The sequence below is a fragment of the Saccharopolyspora taberi genome (assembly GCF_039534165.1).
Classification (GTDB): Bacteria; Actinomycetota; Actinomycetes; order Mycobacteriales; family Pseudonocardiaceae; genus Saccharopolyspora_D; species Saccharopolyspora_D taberi.
On record NZ_BAAAUX010000023.1, the window covers coordinates 45,157 to 65,077 of the forward strand.

Consider the following 19,921-nt stretch of genomic DNA (forward strand, 5'->3'; position numbering starts at 1 on the left):
TGCAGCCTACGACCGTCCGGTCACGCTGTGTCTCGCCCCCCGCAGGTCGCTTCGGCGTGTTGGGTGCGCCGACCTGCGCGGATCCGCCTCGCTTCGCTCCGGGCGAAACCCCGGCTAGGCCCCCAGCGCCGCGTTCAGCTTCGCCACCAGGACCGGGAACCGGCTCTGGAACCGGCGCAGGTTGGGCGCCTGCCCGGCTTCGCCGTACCAGTACAGGCCCGGGGTTCCGTCCGCGCCGGGATCCAGTTCGGCGAACTCCTCCAGCCACCGCTCGGACTCGCCGAGCACCACCGCGTAGGGCAACGACCGGGAGAACACCGTCTCCCGGTCCGCCGCCGGGAGCTGGGTCGCGGAGACGCCGTGGAGGTAGTCGCGGAGCCCGCGCACCTGCGCCACGAGCGCGCTGCCGCGCGTGGTGCGCGCGGGCATCAACCGCGCGCCGAGCGTCATGGCGATCCCGCCGAGGACCACGCCGATGCCGAGCAGGCCCAGCGAGCTGGTCAGCGCCAGCACCGCGGTCAGGACCGCGCCGCCGATGATCAGGCCGATCCCGCCCCACCAGAACAGGTTGCGCTCGGAGTCCGGCCGCCGCGCGAACCAGTCCTTGTCCACGACGTCGTGGTAGAGGCGGTCGCGCACACCACCGAGCCCCGGTCCCCGGAGCTCGGAGACCAGCACCTCGGCCCGGCCCTGCGGCAGGACGAGTTCGTACACCGCGCGCTCGTAGGGCCGCAGCGAGTCGTCCGGCGGGTTGATGCCGACGATCCGCCAGTCGTCGCCCGGCTGCTCCTCGACCCACAGGTAGTTGCGGACGGCGAGGTCGACGATCGTGGACGTCACGTCGATGACGTCGACGTGCTCGTCGATGACGGTGCCGATCTGCCCCGGCAGCACCCCGTCCGGGGAGGCGAAGCTGACCGCACCCCAAGCGTCGGTCATCAGCACCTCGACCGGTCCGGCTTCCCCGGCCACCGTCCGCGCGTCCCGGCCGCGCGTGTACCAGAGCAGCCCGAAACCGCCGATCAGCAGCAGGCCGATGCCCACGAGACCGGCGCCGGTGCCGGGCGTCAGCGAGAAGGCGTGCGCGAAGTCGAAGGTCTCCTCCTCGACCGCGTTGGCGGGGACCGTTCCGGCGGGCAGGTACAGCCGGATGTCGACCCGTTCGCCGGGCGCGAGGCCGAAGGTCAGCGCGCGCACCGACTGCGTGTGGCTGATCTCGAAGCGGTCGCACTGGTCCGGGCTGCCGACCGGTCCGGCCAGGCACTCGATGCCTTGCGGGACCTTCGGCGACAGGAACTTGGAAACCTCCACCCGGTCGACCGGGACGTCCCAGCCACCGGACACCTGCCAGCGCACGTCCTGCACGTCGCCGTCGTCGGCGACCGCGCCGCCGACGACGTAGCTCAGCGTCGACACCCCGGGCCGCAGCGTGACCGACAGGTCGCGGGTGCCGGGCTCGACGGTGCCCTGACCTTCGATTCTGGGGTCGGTGACGGTGAAAACCCGCTCGGTGTTGCCGCCCGCGGGCTGCCGCAACGGGATCGTGCGGTGCACCAGCCCGCCGTCGGGGACGGTGATCCGCTCGGTGACCGAAAGCCTGCCGTCGCGTTCCAGCTTCAGGTCGACGTCGCTGGACACCGTGCCTGGCAGGCCCTGGTTCGGTTCGCCCTGCGCAGACGCGGTCGCGGGCAGGCCGAGCAGGGTCAGGGCCAGGGTCGCGGCGAAGGTCGGCAGCCCCCGTTTTCTGAACACGGCCCGCACGATAGCGCCCGGTGGTTAAGCTCGGCGGCGCAATCGGCGCAACGGGCAAGGGGAACTTGGCGGGATGACGGATCCACGAACGCTGCCTGATCGTCGACCAACCGTCCACATCGGACACTTCGGCACCGGTTCGCCGGAGGTCCGCGCATGACGCAGCCGCCCTGGCCACCGCAACCGCCGCAGCAGCCACCGCAGCGCCCGCCACACCCCCAGCAGCGCCCGCCGCAGCCTCCGCCGCAGCAACAGCGGCCACCGCAGCAGCCGGGTCAGCAGCAGCCGCAGCAACGGCCATCGAACCAGCAGCAGCCGCAATCCCCGCAGCAGCAGCCGAACCAGCAGCCGCCGCGAGCGCCGCAGCAGCCGATTCAGCAGCAGCCGCAAGCACCACAACAACCGCGTCAGCCGCAGCAGCAGGGCGCACCCCAACCGCCGCCGCAGCAACGGCCGCCGCACGGCGGCTTACCGCCGCAGCGCCCGGTGGCTCCGCCCCCGGCCAACCGGCCGCTCCCGCCGCCGCAGGCCACGATGCCGCTCACCCGGCCGCACCCGGCCCCGCCCGGACCTCCGCAGCCGCCGACGATGCCCGTCGGCGTGCCGCGCTTCGGCCCGCCGCCGCGCAAGAGCAACACCGGCGCCATCGTCGCGGTGGTGCTTGCCAGCGTGTTCCTGCTGGCAGTCGGAAGCGTCGGCGTGCTCGCCGTGTCGTCCAGCTCCAGCAGCGACGCCTCCGACTACGACGACACCAGCACCAGCAGCGAGACGTCCAGCTCCGAGACGTCCTCCAGCGACACCTCCACGTCGGACAGCAGCAGCGAGACGACCGAGCCCAGCTCCGACTCCGACGCGGGTCCGCAACCGGTCCCGGCGCTCGGCGACAACCCGTTCAACATCGAGGGCAACGGCGCGATGAACACCCCGTGCGACCTGCCCGCCTTCTCGACCGACGTCTCCTCCCAGGACGCCTTCTACCAGGCCGCGCTGCCCTGCCTGATGGCCGCGTGGACCCCGGCGCTGGAGGCGGCGAACCTGCCGGTCCGCACGCCGACCGTGGTCACCACCGGCGAGGACGTGAACAGCCCGTGCGGCACCAGGTCGTGGAACCAGACCGCGATGTACTGCCCCGGCAACCACACGATCTACATGACCGCCCGCTACTACGCGGAGAAGGAGCAGCAGACCGAAGCCGGTGTCTACCTCGGCCAGTTCGCGCACGAGTTCGGCCACGCGATCCAGGGCATGACCGGGATCAACAGCGCCTACGGCGACGCCAGCTACGACGCAGGCGGGTACGAGACCTCCGCCGGTCTGGAGCTGACCCGGCGCTCGGAGCTGCAGGCGACCTGCTTCGAGGGGATGGCGTTGGCGGCGCTGCAGAACGGCGGCGTCAGCAACGACTACATCTTCCCGGCGCTGCAGGACTCCTCGAACCGCGGCGACGAGTTCAACAACCAGCCCGACCACGGCTCCACCGCGACCAACAAGGTCTGGGTGGAGCAGGGCTTCTACAAGAACCGCATCACCGAGTGCAACACCTGGCTTTCCCCGCCCGAAGACGTCGACTGACGGTGCTCACGCCGCGCGGCGGGGACGCAGGAGCATTCCGTAGCCCCCGCCGGCGAGACCGGCGATGGTGACCAGCACCCAGCTGAGCCGGTCCACCAGGTCGTCGGAGGAGCCCCCTCCGGTCGGCGCGCCGGGGCGGACCACGAAGTCCGCACCGGGATCGACCGGGATCCGCACGTCGAGCTGCTGGCCGGGGGCGTGACCGCAGCCGTCGAGCCGCGCCTGCCGGGTCTGGTTGCCGACCCGCACCTCGACCAGGTCACCACGGGTACCGGCTCCGCACGGATCGGACCGCACCACGGTCGCGGTCGCGGGCCGCAGCTGGACCGCGCTGAAGCTGGCGACCCGCTGCGACTGCGGCCAGGACGTCAGCGCGAAGACGACCATCCCGAGCGTTCCCAGGACAAGCAGGACCAGCGCAACGGATGCCGAACCATGTCGCCGAGCCACGTCAACGATGTTCCCAGAAGCGCTCAGCCGTCGGCAGGGCTCACCTTCTTGACGTAGAGCAGCCGGTCACCGGCCTCGATCGCGTCCGCCTCCGGCGCGTCGACCCGGTACAGCTGCCCGCCGCGGACCACGCCCAGCACGATGTCGGCCAGGTGCCGCGGCGAACCGCCGACCTCGTTCGGCTCGACGTCGCGTTCGGCGATGGCCAGGCCCACGTCCGGGGTGAGCAGGTCCTCGAACATCTCCACCACCGAGGGCGTGGTGGTCGCCATTCCCAGCAGCCTGCCCGCGGTTTCGCTCGACACCACAACGGAATCCGCACCGGACTGGCGCAGCAGGTGGACGTTCTCGGCCTCCCGCACGGCCGCGACGAGCTGCGCCTTGGGCGCGAGCTCGCGCGCGGTGAGGGTCACCAGCACCGCGGTGTCGTCGCGGGCGGGCGCGACCACGATCGCGCGCGCCCGCTGCACCCCGGCCACCCGCAGCACGTCCGAGCGCGTGCCCGAACCGTTCACCGTGACCAGCCCGAGGGACGACGCGGCCTCCAGCGAGGTGTGGTCGGTGTCGACGACCACGATCCGCGACGGGTCGGCACCGTCGCCGAGCAGCGCCCGGACCGCGGAGCGGCCCTTGGTTCCGTACCCGATGACGACCACGTGGTCGCGCACCCTGGACCTCCAGCGTTGGATCTTGAACGCCTGCCGGGACCGTTCGGTGAGCACTTCCAGCGTCGTGCCGACCAGCACGATCAGGAACAGCACCCGCAGCGGCGTGATGATCAGGACGTTGACCAGCCGGGCGTGCGGGCTGATCGGAGTGATGTCGCCGTAGCCGGTGGTCGACAGCGACACCGTCGCGTAGTAGAAGGCGTCCAGCAGGCTCAGCTCACCGCCCGCGGCGTCCCGGTAGCCGTCCCGGCCGAAGTAGACGATCAGCACGCTCGCGGTCAGCGCGAGCAGCGCGCCGATGATGCGCCGGACGATCGAGCGGACCGGGCTGATGGTGGCCTCGGGCATCCGGATCACGCCGACCAGCGCGTGGTCGGGGCGGCTGGTGAGGCGTTCGGCCGTGTCCTGCTCGGGATGGCCGACGAACGGGTTCGGCCGGATCCGCCCGGACCGGCGGTTCATGACCGCTCCGCCGGAGCACCTGGCGGTACAGGGGTGCACGAGCGCAGTGGACCGCGCATCTGCCTTCCTCCGGAACCGGCTAGCTGATCGCTCACGCCAGCAGACACTAACTGCCCGCCGCACCACCGCGGCATCCGGCGCACCCCTGTTCCGATAACGACTTCCGCACCCTGGAAGGAGTGCTCTTGTATACGAGCGCGTCCAGCGGCTTACCATGCACCGGTGCAACAGCTGGAGCACGCGGCTCTCGCCCTAGGGTGGGAAGGTCATCTCATCCCGGACGTCGAAGTGCTCGGCGCTCGGTTCGCCGCCGTCGCGCGGATCCGCCCGGACGTCCACCAGTGGCGCTCGGCCAACGGCTGGGAACCCGAGCTGAACCCGACCTGGTTCCGCGCCTGGACGGAACCGACCATGCACGACCACCTCCCGCTCGCGGCGGTGGACCTGCTCGGCATCCTCGTCCCGGTGGCCAAGGCGCGCGACGCCGTGCACGCCTGCGGAACGCTCATGACCCTCGCCCCGTGCGCCGTGGTGCTCCCGCACGACCACCCGTACAAGCCGTGGCGGATGATCGAGCTCGACTACTACGGGATCGGCGCGGTCAACGCCGGGGCGGACGCCGCCGAACTCGTGCTGCGCCCGGAGGACCGGACCTCGGAGTTCGGTTCCTCGCTCTTCGGCCGCTGGCTGCTCGAAGTGCTGTACTCGCGAGTGCTGGAACGCGACTCGCAGGCCGCCGAGCGCTGACGGTTCCCGGGCGTCGCACGGAACCTCAGGCGATCACGTACTCGTGCCAGGCGAGTCCTGAGTCGTTCCAGCGCATTCCCCGGCCCTCGTTCAGCGAGCGCAGGGCGTGCATCGTGTGCGGCCAGCGGCGGATGACGTTGGCGACCGCGACCGGGGTCATCTTGTCGCTGGTGCGGCGGTGGTCGCCGGGCCCGAGCAGCGCGATGCCGCCTTCGGTGGAGATGATGTCGGCGAGCACGACCTGACCGGACAGCGCGGTCTGCTCCACGCTCACGATGTGGTGCGGGTGCAGGTCGGACGGCCAGGTCCGGCGGTCGAGGTCGGCGGCCACCGGCTGCTCGCACTCCCCGCAGCGGCACTCGAACTCGCCGATCCAGCCGTGCTGGGACCACGACCACACCGCCGTCGTCCCCGGCTGCAGGTCGCCCAGCGCCGCCACGTGCGGCCAGGCCGCGACCACCGCGCCCAGTACCGTCGTCTTCGTCGCGCCGACGTCTTCGCCGGGCCCGTGGAACGACCACTCGCCCGCGTCACCGCGCACCACCCGGACCAGCGGCACCCGCATCGCGAGCACGTCCTCGCCCACCGCGACCTCGGTGTCCGGTGGGGTCTTCAGCTTCCAGTCTGTGTTCTGCACGGCGCGAATGCTGGTCCGCGGCGTCGTGCGATCTCAAGCTCGGCCACTCGAACGTGTAGATATTTTCCGGTTTTCACTCCGGGACGGGTACTTCGGCGACGAGCCGGCGCAGGCCGTCGGCGTCGAGCAGGTCGGCTGGGCGCAACGTGCGGTCGTGGCGCACGTAGTGGAACGCCGCACGCACTTTTTCCAGCGGTGCGCCCGACAACTCCGACCACGCCAGCCGGTACGCGGCGAGCTGCACGGACAACGCCGGGACCTGGTCGCCCGCCGGGACGGCGCCGGTCTTCCAGTCGACCACTGTCCAGCCGCCGTCGGCGTCGGCGAACACCGCGTCCATCCGGCCCCGGACCACGATTCCTTCGATCTGGGTCTCGAACGGGACCTCCACCCGGTGCGGGGTGCGGTCGGCCCACGCCCCGGCCAGGAACGCCTCCTGGAGCGCTTCGAGGTCGTCGTGCGGGGTCGCGGATTCGTCGGCCGCGCCGGGGAGTTCGTCGAAGTCGAGCAGCGCGGTCGAGGTGAACCGGTGCTCCAGCCAGGCGTGGAAGGCGGTGCCGCGCCTGGTCATCGGGTTCGGCGGGTACGGCAGCGGGCGGCGCAGCCTGCGCGCCAGCGCCTCGGAGTCGTCGGCGAGCTCGACGAGCTGGCTCACCGACAGGTGCTCGGGCAGCCGGACCTGGTCGCGGCGCCGGGCGGCAGCGGCGCGTTCGGCGAGCAGCACGTCGACGTCGCGGGCCCAGCCCTCCTCGTCGTCGCCGTCGTCGATCGAGTCCACATCGGACAGTGCGGCCAGGACCAGGTTCGCGCCTTCGGCGACCGCGTCCCGCCGGTGGCCGAGCGGATCGGCGGGCCACTGCGCACTGCGGACCGCCTCCGCGAGCGGGTTCGCCGCGTCCTCCGCGGGCTGCGGATCCCAGCGCTCGGGTTTCGGCACGACCTCGGCCAGTTCCAGCAGGAAGTCCGACGGCCCTTTGGGCTTGTCACCGCTCTCTGCCCACCAGTGCCCGGACAGCAGCAGCGTCCGCTCCGAACGCGTGACCGCGACGTAGAGCAGCCGCCTCTCCTCGGTGAGCCTGCGCTGCTCGAACTCCTCGTCGTGGACCTGCAACGCCTCCACGATCTCCTTGCGGTCCATGCCCTGGAGCCGGTCGAGGTCGAGCCTCGGCAGGTCCTGGGAGTCGCCGCGCAGCTCCGCGGGCAGCTCGGTGACCGAGCGCAGCCAGGAGGACGTCTTGCGCTTGCCGGGGAACACGTCGCGCACCAGGTGCGGCAACGCCACGACCTGCCACTCCAGCCCCTTCGCCGAGTGCACCGTGAGCACCTGCACGCGGTCCTCGGCGACTTCCACCTCGCCCGGCTCCAGGCCGTCCTCGGCGCGCTCGGCGGCCGCGAGGTAGTCCAGCAGCGCGGGCAGCGTCGCGGACGGGCTCGCGGTGGCGAAATCCGTTACCACATCGGCGAAAGCATCGAGGTGGATCCGGCCCGCCCCGCTCGGCCGCGCCAGGCTCTCGATGTCGAGCAGCAGGGTTCGCTCGACATCGGCGACCAGTTCCGACAGCGGCTGTTCGAGCCTGCGCCGCAGTGCGGCGAGTTCCCTGCCCAGCCGCCGGATCCGCTGGTAGCCGGGCTCGGAATAGCGCTCGGGCTCGCCGGGATCGTCCAGGGCGTCGACCAGGCCCGCCTGCTCCGCGTGCTCCCCCGGCATCGCCGCCGCGACGGCCGCGGTCGGGTCGTCCGACTCCGCCGCGCCGAAGTTCTGCGCACCGAGTTCCCGCGCGCGGTCCCACAGCGCGGCGATGTCGGCCGCGCCCAGGCGCCACCGCGAGCCGGTCAGCAGCCGCATCGCGGCGGTCCCCGCGAGCGGGTCGACCAGCACCCGCAGCGCGCTGACCAGGTCGCGCACCTCGGCTTCGTCGAGCAGGCCGCCGAGCCCGACGACCTCGACCGGCAGGCCGCGATCCCGCAGCGCCGCGGCCAGATCCGCCATGTCGGCGCGGCGCCGCACCAGCACCGCCGCGGTCGGCGGCCTGCCGGTCTCGTCCATGCTCGCGTGCCACTGCGCGGCGACCTGGTCGGCGACCCAGTCGCGTTCGGTGCGCACGTCCTCGACCAGCGCCAGCCGGATGTCACCGGCTTCCGCGCCCGGTTTGGCCCGCAGTTCCTCGACTTCCAGCCCGGCCTCGCGGAGCGGCCCGGAAACCGCGTTGGCCACTTCGAGGATCTCCGGCGGATTCCGGAAACTGGTCAGCAGCCCGTAGCGGTCGGCCGGTTCTCCGGACTCCCGGGGGAAGTCCGAGGTGAAGCGCGGCAGGTTCGCCGCGCTCGCGCCGCGCCACCCGTAGATCGCCTGCGCCGGGTCGCCCACCGAGGTCACCGGCATCGAATTCCCCTGCCCGAAAAGGGAACGCAGCAGGATGCGCTGGGCGTGCCCGGTGTCCTGGTACTCGTCGAGCAGCACCGCGCCGTACCGCTCGCGCTCCCCGGCGACGACCTCGTGGTGCTCCAGGGCGAGCAACGCGGCCAACGACATCTGGTCTGCGAAGTCCATCGCCGCCTCGCGCCGCTTGCGCTGCCCGTACTCGGCCAGCAGCGGCAGCAGCGCGACGCGGAGCCGTTGCGCCGCAACGATCTTCTGCAGGTCCTGCGGCAGGTTCGCGCGCTGTCCCTTGGCGCGGGGCGCGTTCTCGATCGCCTGGCACAGCTTTTCCGCGTGGGCCCGGAGTTCCTCCGGCCCGACCAGGTGCTCGGCGAGCTCACCGGCCAGCGACAGGACGTATCCGGTGACGGTGGACGGGACCTTGTCGGTGTCGAGGTCTTCGGTCCAGGTCGAGACGACGCGGTGCGCAAGCTGCCACGCGGCGGTCTCGGTCAGCAGCCGCGCTCCCGGCTCGACCGGGACCCGCAGCCCGTGCTCGCCGACGAGCCTGCCCGCGTAGGCGTGGTAGGTCAGGACGGTCGGCTCGCCCGCGAGCACGATCGACCGCAGCTCCTCGTCGAGCAGGTCCGAGCCCGCGAGCCTGCGCAGCCGCGCGCGGACGCGGTCGGCGAGCTGGCGGGCGGCCTTGCGGGTGAAGGTCAGGCCCAGCACGCGGTCCGGGGTGACCAGCCGGTTCGCGACCAGCCAGACCACCCTGGCGGCCATCGTCTCGGTCTTGCCCGCGCCGGCGCCCGCGACCACCAGCGAGGGCGTGGGTGGGGCGGCGATGACGGTGGCCTGCTCGTCGGTCGGCGGATGCAGGCCGAGGGCCTGCGCGATCCGCTGCGGTGAGATCACTGCCCGACCTGCCTTCCGGCCGGGTGCACCGGGCAGCAGGTCCGCGCCGGGCAGCGCGGGCAGTCGGAGTTCTCGTTGGCCACGTAGGCCGGACCGACGCTGGACGCGGCGGCGTCGTGCACGACGTCCAGCCAGACCTGGACCCGCTCCCGGTCCAGCCCGTCCTGACCGCGTTCGGTGGCGGCCCCCGTCTTCGCCTCCGGCTTGGCGACGTAGAGCAGCCGCGCACCGCCGGGTTCGGTCAGCTCGCCGCCGTTGAACGCGCCCAGCGCCGCCGCCAGCTGGTACACCGCGAGCTGCGGGTGCTCCTCGGCGTCGTTCTTGCTGACCGGGGTCTTGCCGGTCTTGACGTCGACGACCACCGGCCGTCCTCGGGCGTCCGCCTCCAGCCGGTCGACCCGGCCGCGCAACCGCAGCCAGGGACCACCGTCCCTCGCGGGGATTGTGACGTCGAGGTCCTCCTCGACCGCGACCTGGGTCAGCTCGGCCCGCGACTTCACCAGCCAGGCCAGGAACGCGTCGATCATCCGCTCGACCCGGCCGCGCTCCTTGCGGGAGAACCACGGAGCGCCCGCGTCGACCGACTCCCACGCCTGGTCCAGCGCCTGCCGCAGCTGCTCGGGACCGGCGCCGTCGGCGGCTGCCTGCACCAGCGCGTGCACCAGGGTTCCGGTGACCGAGGCGAGTTCGGCGGTGTCCTGCCCGCCGTGGCGCTCGACCATCCACCGCAGCGGGCACTTCGCCAGAACGTCCACAGTGGATGGTGAAACCCGGACCGGATCGTCCCCGGACACCAGCGGCGCGGTGCTGGAGCTGTCCGGCAGCCCGTACCAGGTCTCCGGATGCGCCCCCGGAACCCCGGCCGCGGCGAGCCTGGCCAGCTGCGCCGCGGCCCGCTCGCGCCGCTGCCGCGGCGCCTCCGCGTCGCACACGACCTGCCGCAGCTCGCCGACCAGCTCGGCAAGCACCAGCCCCCGCTCCGGGCGGGCGACCGGCCGCTCCGCGGCGTCCGGATCGCTGACCACACCCTCCAGCTCGTCGAGGAACCGCGACGGCTGCTCGTCCTCCCCGCGCACCGCGCTGACCAGCAGGCTCCGCCGGGCGCGGCTGGCGGCGACCAGCAGCAGCCTGCGCTCCTCGGCCAGCAGCGGCGCGGTCGCCGACACCCGGGCGTCCACCCCGGACAGCAGGTCGACCAGCCGCTCGACGCCCAGCAGCGAGCCGCGCAGCCGCAGGTCGGGCCAGATCCCCTCCTGCACCCCGGGAATCGCGACGACCTCCCACTCCTGGCCGCCGGCGGCGTGCGCGGTCAGCACCGACACCGCGTTCTCCTTCGGCGCCGACGGCGCCAGCGAGCTCCCGGCGATCTGCTGGCCGGTCAGGTAGTCGGCGAAGCCCGCGACGTCCGCGCCGGGCAGCCGGTCGACGTACTGCGCGGCGGCGTCGAAGAGGGACACGATCGCGTCGAGGTCCCGGTCCGCCTGCGCGCCGGTGACCCCGCCGCGTTCGGCGAGCCCGAGCCAGCGCTGCTGCAGCCCGCTGCTCTGCCATACCTTCCACAGCGTCTCCTCGACGCTGTCACCCGCGTCGACGGATTCCCGGGCCCTGCCGAGCAGGTCGGCGACCCGGCGCGCGGGCGCGGCGGCGGAGTCCTCCAGCGCGGCGAGTTCGTCGTCGCCGTTGAGCACCTCCACGAGCAGGTCGCCGCTGGACCTCGTTCCGCCGGAGGCGGTTTCCAGGCGGCGCAGCCCGCGGCGGAGCCTGCGCAGCGCGAGCGGGTCGGCGCCGCCGAGCGGCGACGCGAGGAGCTCCGCGGCGGCGTCCGGGTCGAGCGCCGGCGGGCGGGCGGCGCAGCGCAGCAGCGTCAACAGTGGACGGACGGCGGTGCGCTGCGCGAGCGGGAGGTCGTCGACCGGCAGCACCAGCGGCACGCCCGCCGCCAGCAGGGCCCGGCGCAGCACCGGGAGCGAGAGGCCGGTGGACCGGACGATGACGGCCATGTCCGACCACGGCACGCCGTCGAGCAGGTGCGCGCGGCGGAGCTGGTCGGCGACCCACGCCGCCTCCTGCGCTTCCGAAGCCAGCAGCCGGACCTGGACCGCGCCGCCCGCGCAGTCGTCCGGGGCGACGAGCCTGCGCTGCGGTCCCGCGCCCGGCAGCTTCTCCGCGAGCCGCTGGACCGCGCTGCGCACCGCTTTGGACATCCGGTGGTCGACGGTCAGCACCACCGTCTCCCCCTCCGCGTCCCGCACGATGCCCGGATCCGCGCCGCGGAAGGCGAAAACCGCCTGGTCCGGATCGCCCGCGAGCACGAACTCGGACGCGGTCTCGCCGAGCCGCCGGACCAGCCAGTGCTGCTGGGGGTCCAGGTGCTGGGCGTCGTCGACCAGGACGTGGCGCACGCGCTCCTGCTCGGCGTGCAGCAACGCCGGGTCGGTGTCGAAGGCCAGCAACGCGGACGAGACGAGTTCGGCGGCGTCCCGTCCCGCCGCGTCCTGCAGCAGGGTGACCTGCTCGTACTGCCTGCCGAACCGGCCCGCGGCCACCCACTCCGGACGGTCGTGGCGGCGGCCGAGCTCGACCAGGTCGTTCGGGCCCACACCGCGTTCGGCCGCCCGCAGCAGCAGATCCCGCAGCTCTTCGGCGAATCCGGGCACGCCCAGCGCCGGACGCATCTGCTCCGGCCAGTCCAGCGCGCCTTCCTCCAGGTCGCCCTTGAGCAGATCGCGCACCAAGGCGTCCTGATCAGGGCCGTTGAGCAGGCGCGGCGGCGGCAGTTGTTCCCGCACGGCCTGGAGCCGGAGCACCGCGAAGGCGTAGGAGTGCACGGTTCGCACGAGCGGTTCCGGCGCGGTGCGGAGTCCCCCGGATCCGGTCAGCCGCCGGGTGATCGCGCTGCGCATCGACGCCGCTGCCTTCCGGCTGGCGGTCAGCACGAGCACGTTCTCCGGCCGCACTCCGCGATTGAGCACGCGGTCGGCGGCAACCTCGGCGATGAGCGCGCTCTTCCCGGTTCCCGGACCGCCCAGCACGCGGAGGAATCCCCCGTCGTGGTCCAGCACCCGCCGAGCGTCGGTGTCCCAGGTCAGCCGTGGCCGGTCGGTACCGGCACGGCGGACGAGAACAGGCGCGGAGGGCACGCCCCGATGGAATCATGCTGGCCCGACACCGGAGCGTCCGGGCACGTCAGGGGCGGTGCGCCCGGAACCGGAACGCGGGAATCCCACTACGGCTTTTGGTGGTACAAACCAATTTTGCTCCATGCGAGGGTTCGTCCTCGTCACGGTCTGAGCACGAACCAGGAGGACACATGGGCAAGCTCCGCAAGAACCTGCTGGCCTGGGCCGGAGCGGGTGCCGCAGCCGCGTGCGCGGTCACCATGACCGCCGTTCCCGCCCTCAGCACCCCGCAGCCCGAGGCCGCTGGCGTGGTCAGCGCCTCGCCGTACCTCTACAACGGCTGGGGCAATCCGCCCGCCGCGACCGACGTCATGAGCGCCACCGGGGTCAAGAACTTCACCCTCGCCTTCATCCTCTCCGACGGCGGCTGCAACCCGGCCTGGGACGGCACCCGGCCGCTGGACGGGCCGGACAAGCAGACCATCGACGCGGTCCGCGGCGCGGGCGGCGACGTGATCCCGTCCATCGGCGGCTACTCGGGCAACAAGCTCGGCGAAGCCTGCCAGGACGCGCAGTCCCTGGCGGGCGCGTACCAGAAGGTGATCGACGCCTACGGCCTCAAGGCCATCGACGTCGACATCGAGGCCAGCGAGTTCGAGAACGAGGCTTCGCAGACCCGGGTGCTGGAGGCGCTGAAGATCGTCAAGGAGGCCAACCCCGGCCTGCGGACGGTGGTGACCTTCCCGACGCTGATCGCCGGCCCGAACGACGTGGGCAAGCGGATGATCGACAAGGCCGCCGAGCTCGGCGCCGACGTCGACGTGTGGACCCAGATGCCGTTCAACTTCGGCGGCAGCGACATGGCCGCCGACACCATCACCTCCACCGAGGGCCTGGTCGCGCACCTCAAGAGCGCCCTCGGCTACGACGACGCCACCGCCTACGCGCACGCGGGCATCTCGTCGATGAACGGCAAGACCGACACCGGCGAGACCGTCGACCAGGCCGCGTTCCAGAAGATGGCCGACTACGCCAAGGAGAAGGGCCTCGGCCGGTTCACCTTCTGGTCGGTCAACCGGGACCGCCCCTGCGACGGCGCCCCCGACGCCTGCGGCGGCATCGACCAGCAGCCGTGGGACTTCACCAAGGTCGTCGCCGGTTTCCAGGGCTGACCCGGTTTCCAGGCTGACCTGGTTTCCAGGGCTGATCGGTTTTCCAGGCTGATCGGTTTTCCGGGGCTGATCCGGTGCCCGCGGGGTTCGCGCGGCGGACCCCGCGGGTACTTTCGGGGCGTGGACGAGGAAACCCTGGAGCAGGTCCGGTCGATCGTGGCCTCGATTCCGCCCGGCCGGGTGCTCTCCTACGGCGACATCGCCGAGATCGCCGGGATCCGCTCGCCCCGGCTGGTGGGCCGGATCATGGCCGAGGACAGCGCCGACCTGCCCTGGCACCGGGTGCTGCGGTCCAACGGCACGATCGCCGAGCACCTGCGGAGCAGGCAGCTGGAACTGCTGCGCGCCGAGGGCGTGCTGGCCGACGGAGCGCGGATCAACATGCGCGAGTACCGGTGGGACGGCTGAAGATCACTCTTTCGGGGTGAATCAGCGGCGGGGGTTCGTTTCTCTTTATATCGGGGCGTTTTTCCGGCCCCGGTCCACGAGAAACCTCTGGAGGAACCATGTCCGTCCACGGTCTTTTCCTTCGCCTCGGACTCGGCGCCGCCGTCGGGCTCGCCCGCGGTCTCGACCTCGCGCTACGGCTGGCGCGAGAACCGCGGAAGCTCTTCGGCGACCAGGCGCACCAGCGCGCCGGTGCGGGGCCGCTCCGGCATCGCGCAGTCCAGACCGGCCGCGAGGATCGGCGCGGCGGTGACCGATCCGACGCAGGCGAGGAACACCCGGCCCCGCAGCGCGTTCCGGAACTCCGTCCCGCGGCCGGTGCGGTCGGCGCGGCCGAGCAGGTTGGCCGCGGCGGGCGCGCTGGTGAACGGCAGCGCGTCCACGCAGCCGCCGATCACGGCGTCGATCAGCCGGTCCAGCGCGTCGAGGTCCACCGGGTCGGTCCACCGGTAGACCGCCACCGGGACGACCTCGGCACCCGCCTCCGCCAGGCGCTCGCGGAACCGCAGCATCGGATCCCCGTGCACCTGCAACACGATCCGCTTGCCCTCGACCTCGCGCTCCAGCAGGTAGTCCAGGATTTCGGCGGACTCCTCCGACGGCGAGGTCCACTCCTCGGACAGCCCCGCGCCGCGGATGGCGCCGCACGCCTTGGCACCGCGCGCCAGCAGGCTCGCCGACCGCAGGTGCTCGACGACCCGCTCCCCGGCGCACGGGGCCTCGATCCAGCCGCGGAACCCGACACCGGTCGTCGCGACGGCGACGTCCACCGGCTTGGCGAGAACTTCCTCGGTCGCTGCCGCCAGCTCGCCGTCCTCGGGCAGCGGAACCGTGTGCATCGAAGCGCCGAAGAGCACCCGCGCACCGCGCCGCTCGAACAGCGCGCCGATCTCGGCGGCCTTGCGCTCAGCGGTGATCCCGACGGTGTAGCCGCTCAGAGGTTGGTCCGACACGGCCATATCGTCACACATCCCCCATTCGGAGGGTACTTCCACATCGGAGATGCAGGAGTGGATCACGGCCGTCCGGTGGCGAAGGCCCGTTCGCCGACCGGTTGATCATCCTGAGCCGACCGGCCCAACGAGCGTTCGCGACGACGAGAGGAGAGATCAGAGGACTTCGAGGACCATCTGCGAAGCGTGCTCCAGGCCGCCCAGCGAAGCGGTGGTCGAGCGCGGGTGCAGCGCGTGCACCGCCAGGCGGAACAGCAGCGCGCGCAGCAGCGCCTGCGGCCATTCCGACAGGTGCGACCAGCGCTCGACGATCGCCGGGTCGGAGCCGCCCCAGGCCAGCGCGTCGATCACCACGACGGCCGAGGCCCACTCGGCGGGCCGCCAGTACGGCGCGAAGTCGATGATGCCCGGCGGGGCGTTGCCCGCGAAGAGCACGTTGCCGAACAGGTCGCCGTGCACGACCTGCGGTCGCAGCTGCACCTTCCGGCGGGAGGCGGCGAGCACGTCGTAGAGCCGGCCGCCCTTCTCCGGCTGGAGGGCGTACTCCTCCTCGCCCCAGGCCATCCGGTCGGCCAGCGCGTAGATGTCCTGGCGCGCGGCCAGGAAGCGGGGGCAGGCGAGGAACCGGCTCGCCGCGTGCAGCCGCAGCGACATCGCCACGACCTCGTCGTGGCGCGGCTCGGGACGGCCTGCGAGGTTGCGGCTGGCCGACCAGCCTGCGACGACCCAGCGGCCGTCGGTGGAGCGGACCGGGCGCGACACCCGGATGTCGTCGGCCTCGAGCAGGTCGAGCGTCTGGGCGACCCAGGCGGCTTCGGCGGTGTTCGCGGCGGGCTTGAGCACGACGTCGCCGCAGCGCCACGCGACCGCCCCGTCCAGCAGCTCGGGTTCCTCGACGCGCGCACCGAACGCCGCGCGCACGTGCGGCGGGGGCGGCTCCGGCGTAGCAGTCACGCGCCAGACGCTACCTCGATCACCGGAGATTCCACAGCAGACGCTCCGAAAAGCACAGTGGCCGGGCGATCATCATCACGATCGCCCGGCCAGGTGCGGTACCGGTCAGTAGGTCGGCAGGCTCTTGTCGACCTCGTTGGCCCACCCGAGCACGCCGCCGCCGACGTGCACCGCGTCGGCGAAGCCCGCCTTGTGCAGCGCGGCCAGCGCCTCGGCCGAACGGGCGCCGGACTTGCAGTGCAGCACGATCTGGCGGTCCTGCGGCAGCTCGGCCAACGCCTCGCCGGACAGGATGCGGTCCTTGGGGATCAGCGTCGAGCCCTCGATCTTGACGATCTCGTACTCGTGCGGCTCCCGGACGTCGATCAGCTCGAACTTGTCGCCGCGGTCGAACTTGTCCTTGAGCTCGCGCGGGGTGATCGTGCTGTTGACCGCCGCCTGCTGCGCCTCGTCGGAGACCACGCCGCAGAACGCCTCGTAGTCGATCAGCTCGGTGATCGGCTCGGCCTCGGGGTCCTTGCGGATCTTGACCGTGCGGTAGCTCATCTCCAGCGCGTCGTAGATCATCAGGCGGCCCAGCAGCGTCTCACCGATGCCGGTGATCAGCTTGATCGCCTCGTTGACCATGATCGAACCGATGGAGGCGCAGAGCACGCCGAGCACACCGCCCTCGGCGCAGGACGGCACCATCCCGGGCGGCGGGGGCTCCGGGTAGAGGTCGCGGTAGTTCGGGCCGTGCTCGGCCCAGAACACGCTGGCCTGGCCCTCGAACCGGAAGATCGAACCCCACACGTAGGGCTTGCCGAGCAGCACCGCCGCGTCGTTGACGAGGTAGCGGGTGGCGAAGTTGTCGGTGCCGTCCAGGATCAGGTCGTAGTCCCGGAAGATGTCGAGCGCGTTCTCCGAGGACAGGTGCGTCTGGTGCAGGTTGACCTTGACGAACGGGTTGACCTCGGCGATCGAGTCCTTCGCGGACTCCGCCTTCGGGCGGCCCAGGTCGGACTGGCCGTGGATGACCTGGCGGTGCAGGTTCGACTCGTCCACCTCGTCGAACTCGACGATGCCGAGCGTGCCGACACCGGCCGCGGCCAGGTACAGCAGTGCCGGGCTGCCGAGCCCGCCGGCACCGACGACCAGCACCTTGGCGTTCTTCAACCGCTTCTGCCCGTCCATCCCGACGTCCGGGATGATCAGGTGGCGGCTGTAGCGCGCGACCTCTTCCTTGGTCAGCTCCGCCGCCGGCTCGACCAGCGGCGGCAGTGACGTTGCGCCGGACATCTCCCAGCTCCTCCTCAATGGTCGGTACCCGGCCCGCGCGCCCGCGCCGGACGGATACCCCGAGCATCCGCGAGGCCGTCGCAAGCACCTCGCGAAACCTGCAACGCAAGACTGGCCGATGGGCTTCCGCAACCCAAACTACTCCCACGATCCGAGAAGGGGTTGCGCCCACCGACCGCGGCTCCGGCCTGCCTGGACGACCATGGAACGCGGTCGCCCGCGTGGTGAACTTCTCGGTGGGTGGACTGCCGGCCCGAGGTGGACTACTGGCCCGCGGGGTCGGCGACCGGGAACGGCCAGGCGTTGGGACGGCACACGAACCCGTTCGCCGGGATCGAGGTGCCCTGGTCGGCGATCTTGTTCAGCTCGTGGAGCTCGTTGTTGGAGACGCTGAAGGTCTGCTGCATCATCACCGGCGCCAGCGCTCCCTGCTGCGGGCAGCCCAGGTGTCCGTTGTTGAAGACGTGACCGACCTCGTGGTTGATCGCGTACCTGCGGTAGCTGCCGATGTCGCCCTCGAACGAGACCGCGGCGCGGACCCACCTGGCCGCGTTGATGTAGACCATGTCGCCCTTGCGGCACGAGCTGTCGAACGGCACGCCGTTGCTGTAGTCGCACGCCTCGCGGGCGGTCTGCTGGCTGACGAGGATGACCCGGAAGTCCGGGCGCGGCCCGGAGCTGTCGACCCGCTGGAGCGAGATCCCCTCCGGCGACGCCTTCGGGTTCGTCCAGCTCCTGGGGTCGGACAGGGTCTCCTGCACGAGGGTGCCGAAGCTGTCGTTGCCGTCCGCGAGCTTGACCCCGACCTCGACCTCGACGCTGTACTTGTAGAGGGCGCCCTGGCCGATCTTCGGCGAGGTCCCCGGCAGCACCTCGAAGGTGCGCGCCCCGAACTCCGGGATCGGGCTGCCGGGCGGCAGCTCCGCGGAGAACATCTCCGGCGGGAACGTCTGGCCCGGCGGGGCTTCGGTCACGACCGGCGTCGACGGGCCGGGATCAACCGGGGAGTTCAGCCCGGACGCGCGCTCGTCCTCCGCGCCGCGCGGGCCGACCGCCTGGAAGATCGCGAGCGCGCTGACCACGACCAGCAGCGGCAGCGCGTAGATCCGCCAGCCGTAGCGCCCGAGCACTCCCCTGCGGGGCCGCTCGGCCGGCGCCTCCTCGGCGTCGAGGTCGTCCGGTTCCGGCTTCGGATTCCAGGACGCGGCAAGCGGTTCGGCCCGGCGACCGCGGTCCGGGCGGGCGGCGGTGCGACCGGCTCCCCCACCTGATGACGAACGACCGGAGGCGGAGGTGCGAGATCGCTGGGGCGGGCGGGTCACGGTCATAAGAGTGCCACAGCGCTGGTGGCGACCCCGGGCCGTGCCAGGCACTCCGCGTGACGAAAACCATGAAGATCACACGATCTTACGTACTTCTATCGTGAACTCCCCACGTCGATCACCCGCTGCTTGCCGCGACCGGGCGACCCGCCCCGTCAACCACCACCGCACCAACCGGACCGAGTGAGATCGACCGCTGTCAGCGCCGGACGGCGGATCGCTACCCTCGTCCATTCACGGTGCGGAGTCGGCGACGTGGTCTTCGGGGGGCCGCACACTCCATCGAGTTGCCCGAGCGATTTCGGTACATCTCACTACCGGCGAGTAAAGTCATGGCTCCGGGGCCGGACAGCCACCGGCGAGCCAGGAAGGATCGAGTGGAGGCGGCATGGCCCACGCGCTGCTCCCGCTCGTGGGGGCCGACCGGGTACAGGTCCCGCGGAGATACTGCTGGAGGCAAGCATGACGGAGACCGCGCAGCCGACCCGGGGCGTTCGGTTGCCCCGCGACGCACGCCGAGCGCAGCTGCTCGAAGCGGCCCAGAGCGTGTTCGTGAACAACGGCTACCACGCCGCGGCGATGGACGACATCGCCGAGCGCGCGGGAGTCAGCAAGCCGGTCCTCTACCAGCACTTCCCCGGCAAGCTGGAGCTCTACCTCGCCCTCGTGGAAAACCACGGCAGCGAGCTGGTCCGCCGGGTCCGCGAGGCCATCGAGTCGAACCCGGACAACAAGCACCGGGTGCGCGCTGCCGTCGGCGCGCTCTACGAGTTCATCGACGCCGAGGGGCAGGCGTTCCGGCTGGTCTTCGAGTCCGACCTGCGCAGCGAGCCCGTGGTGGAGCAGGCGGTGCAGCAGGCGCTGTCGGGCTGCATCGACGCCGTCGCGGAGGCGGTGACCGCCGACGCGGGTCTCGACCACGAACGCGCGCGGCTGCTGGCGGTCGGCCTGGTCGGCCTGAGCCAGGTCACGGCCCGCTACTGGCTCGACGCCTCGGACTCCATCCCGCGGGACGAGGCGATCTCCCTGATGTCCACCCTGGCCTGGAAGGGCATCTCCGGCTTCCCGCTCCAGTCGGGCTGACGCGGAGGCGGCCCTCGCACCGGTCCGG

16 protein-coding genes are annotated in these 19,921 nt (G+C 71.9%); 5 read left to right on the top strand and 11 right to left on the bottom strand.

Going from position 1 to position 19,921, the window contains the following annotated elements; genetic code table 11:
• Window positions 1-114: 114 nt before the first annotated feature.
• Complete coding sequence (locus ABD691_RS26625; protein WP_344684268.1) at window positions 115-1,752, bottom strand: DUF2207 domain-containing protein; 1,638 nt, start codon at window positions 1,750-1,752, stop codon at window positions 115-117.
• A 24-nt stretch (window positions 1,753-1,776) separates the two neighbouring features.
• Window positions 1,777-2,214 (bottom strand): hypothetical protein, encoded by a 438-nt coding sequence (locus ABD691_RS26630; RefSeq protein WP_344684270.1) that lies wholly within the window; start codon window positions 2,212-2,214, stop codon window positions 1,777-1,779.
• A 24-nt stretch (window positions 2,215-2,238) separates the two neighbouring features.
• Here ABD691_RS26630 and ABD691_RS26635 point away from each other — a divergent pair, with 24 nt between their 5' ends.
• Window positions 2,239-3,324: a neutral zinc metallopeptidase gene (locus ABD691_RS26635; RefSeq protein WP_344684271.1), complete on the top strand. Its 1,086-nt coding sequence runs from the start codon at window positions 2,239-2,241 to the stop codon at window positions 3,322-3,324.
• 6 nt (window positions 3,325-3,330) lie between these two features.
• Here ABD691_RS26635 and ABD691_RS26640 read toward each other — a convergent pair whose 3' ends face one another.
• Both ABD691_RS26640 and ABD691_RS26645 read right to left on the bottom strand, forming a co-directional pair.
• Window positions 3,331-3,774 (bottom strand): hypothetical protein, encoded by a 444-nt coding sequence (locus ABD691_RS26640; RefSeq protein WP_344684273.1) that lies wholly within the window; start codon window positions 3,772-3,774, stop codon window positions 3,331-3,333.
• A gap of 23 nt (window positions 3,775-3,797) precedes the next feature.
• Window positions 3,798-4,790 carry a potassium channel family protein gene (locus ABD691_RS26645; protein WP_344684481.1) on the bottom strand — a complete coding sequence of 331 codons (993 nt, stop codon included), beginning with the start codon at window positions 4,788-4,790 and terminating at the stop codon, window positions 3,798-3,800.
• A gap of 336 nt (window positions 4,791-5,126) precedes the next feature.
• Between ABD691_RS26645 and ABD691_RS26650 the strand changes: the two genes are divergently transcribed.
• Window positions 5,127-5,651 (top strand): hypothetical protein, encoded by a 525-nt coding sequence (locus ABD691_RS26650; protein WP_344684275.1) that lies wholly within the window; start codon window positions 5,127-5,129, stop codon window positions 5,649-5,651.
• A 25-nt stretch (window positions 5,652-5,676) separates the two neighbouring features.
• Here ABD691_RS26650 and ABD691_RS26655 read toward each other — a convergent pair whose 3' ends face one another.
• The 3 genes from ABD691_RS26655 to ABD691_RS26665 all read right to left on the bottom strand — a co-directional run bounded on the left by ABD691_RS26655 (window position 5,677) and on the right by ABD691_RS26665 (window position 12,705).
• Window positions 5,677-6,288: a hypothetical protein gene (locus ABD691_RS26655; protein ID WP_344684276.1), complete on the bottom strand. Its 612-nt coding sequence runs from the start codon at window positions 6,286-6,288 to the stop codon at window positions 5,677-5,679.
• A 73-nt stretch (window positions 6,289-6,361) separates the two neighbouring features.
• The gene (locus tag ABD691_RS26660; RefSeq protein ID WP_344684277.1) at window positions 6,362-9,565 is read right to left on the bottom strand and encodes an ATP-dependent helicase; all 3,204 of its coding nucleotides are present in this window, start codon (window positions 9,563-9,565) and stop codon (window positions 6,362-6,364) included.
• Window positions 9,562-12,705, bottom strand: a complete 3,144-nt coding sequence (locus ABD691_RS26665) for an ATP-dependent helicase (protein WP_344684278.1) — start codon at window positions 12,703-12,705, stop codon at window positions 9,562-9,564. Before ABD691_RS26665 ends, ABD691_RS26660 begins: the two co-directional genes overlap by 4 nt.
• A 170-nt stretch (window positions 12,706-12,875) precedes the next feature.
• Between ABD691_RS26665 and ABD691_RS26670 the strand changes: the two genes are divergently transcribed.
• Complete coding sequence (locus ABD691_RS26670) at window positions 12,876-13,856, top strand: chitinase (protein ID WP_344684280.1); 981 nt, start codon at window positions 12,876-12,878, stop codon at window positions 13,854-13,856.
• 120 nt (window positions 13,857-13,976) lie between these two features.
• Complete coding sequence (locus tag ABD691_RS26675; protein ID WP_344684282.1) at window positions 13,977-14,264, top strand: MGMT family protein; 288 nt, start codon at window positions 13,977-13,979, stop codon at window positions 14,262-14,264.
• Between the two features lie 173 nt (window positions 14,265-14,437).
• Here the strand turns inward: ABD691_RS26675 and ABD691_RS26680 are convergent, their stop codons facing one another.
• From ABD691_RS26680 to ABD691_RS26695, 4 genes are all read right to left on the bottom strand, one after another.
• Window positions 14,438-15,262 carry a uroporphyrinogen-III synthase gene (locus tag ABD691_RS26680; RefSeq protein ID WP_344684284.1) on the bottom strand — a complete coding sequence of 275 codons (825 nt, stop codon included), beginning with the start codon at window positions 15,260-15,262 and terminating at the stop codon, window positions 14,438-14,440.
• Window positions 15,263-15,412: 150 nt separating this feature from the next.
• The gene (locus tag ABD691_RS26685; RefSeq protein WP_344684286.1) at window positions 15,413-16,210 is read right to left on the bottom strand and encodes a TIGR02569 family protein; all 798 of its coding nucleotides are present in this window, start codon (window positions 16,208-16,210) and stop codon (window positions 15,413-15,415) included.
• A gap of 105 nt (window positions 16,211-16,315) precedes the next feature.
• Window positions 16,316-17,488: an adenylyltransferase/sulfurtransferase MoeZ gene (gene moeZ, locus ABD691_RS26690; RefSeq protein ID WP_344684288.1), complete on the bottom strand. Its 1,173-nt coding sequence runs from the start codon at window positions 17,486-17,488 to the stop codon at window positions 16,316-16,318.
• Between the two features lie 263 nt (window positions 17,489-17,751).
• Window positions 17,752-18,810, bottom strand: a complete 1,059-nt coding sequence (locus tag ABD691_RS26695; protein ID WP_344684290.1) for a DUF3152 domain-containing protein — start codon at window positions 18,808-18,810, stop codon at window positions 17,752-17,754.
• Between the two features lie 462 nt (window positions 18,811-19,272).
• On the opposite strand from ABD691_RS26695, the gene ABD691_RS26700 reads away from it, so the two are divergent.
• The gene (locus ABD691_RS26700) at window positions 19,273-19,893 is read left to right on the top strand and encodes a TetR/AcrR family transcriptional regulator (protein ID WP_344684292.1); all 621 of its coding nucleotides are present in this window, start codon (window positions 19,273-19,275) and stop codon (window positions 19,891-19,893) included.
• Window positions 19,894-19,921 lie beyond the last annotated feature (28 nt).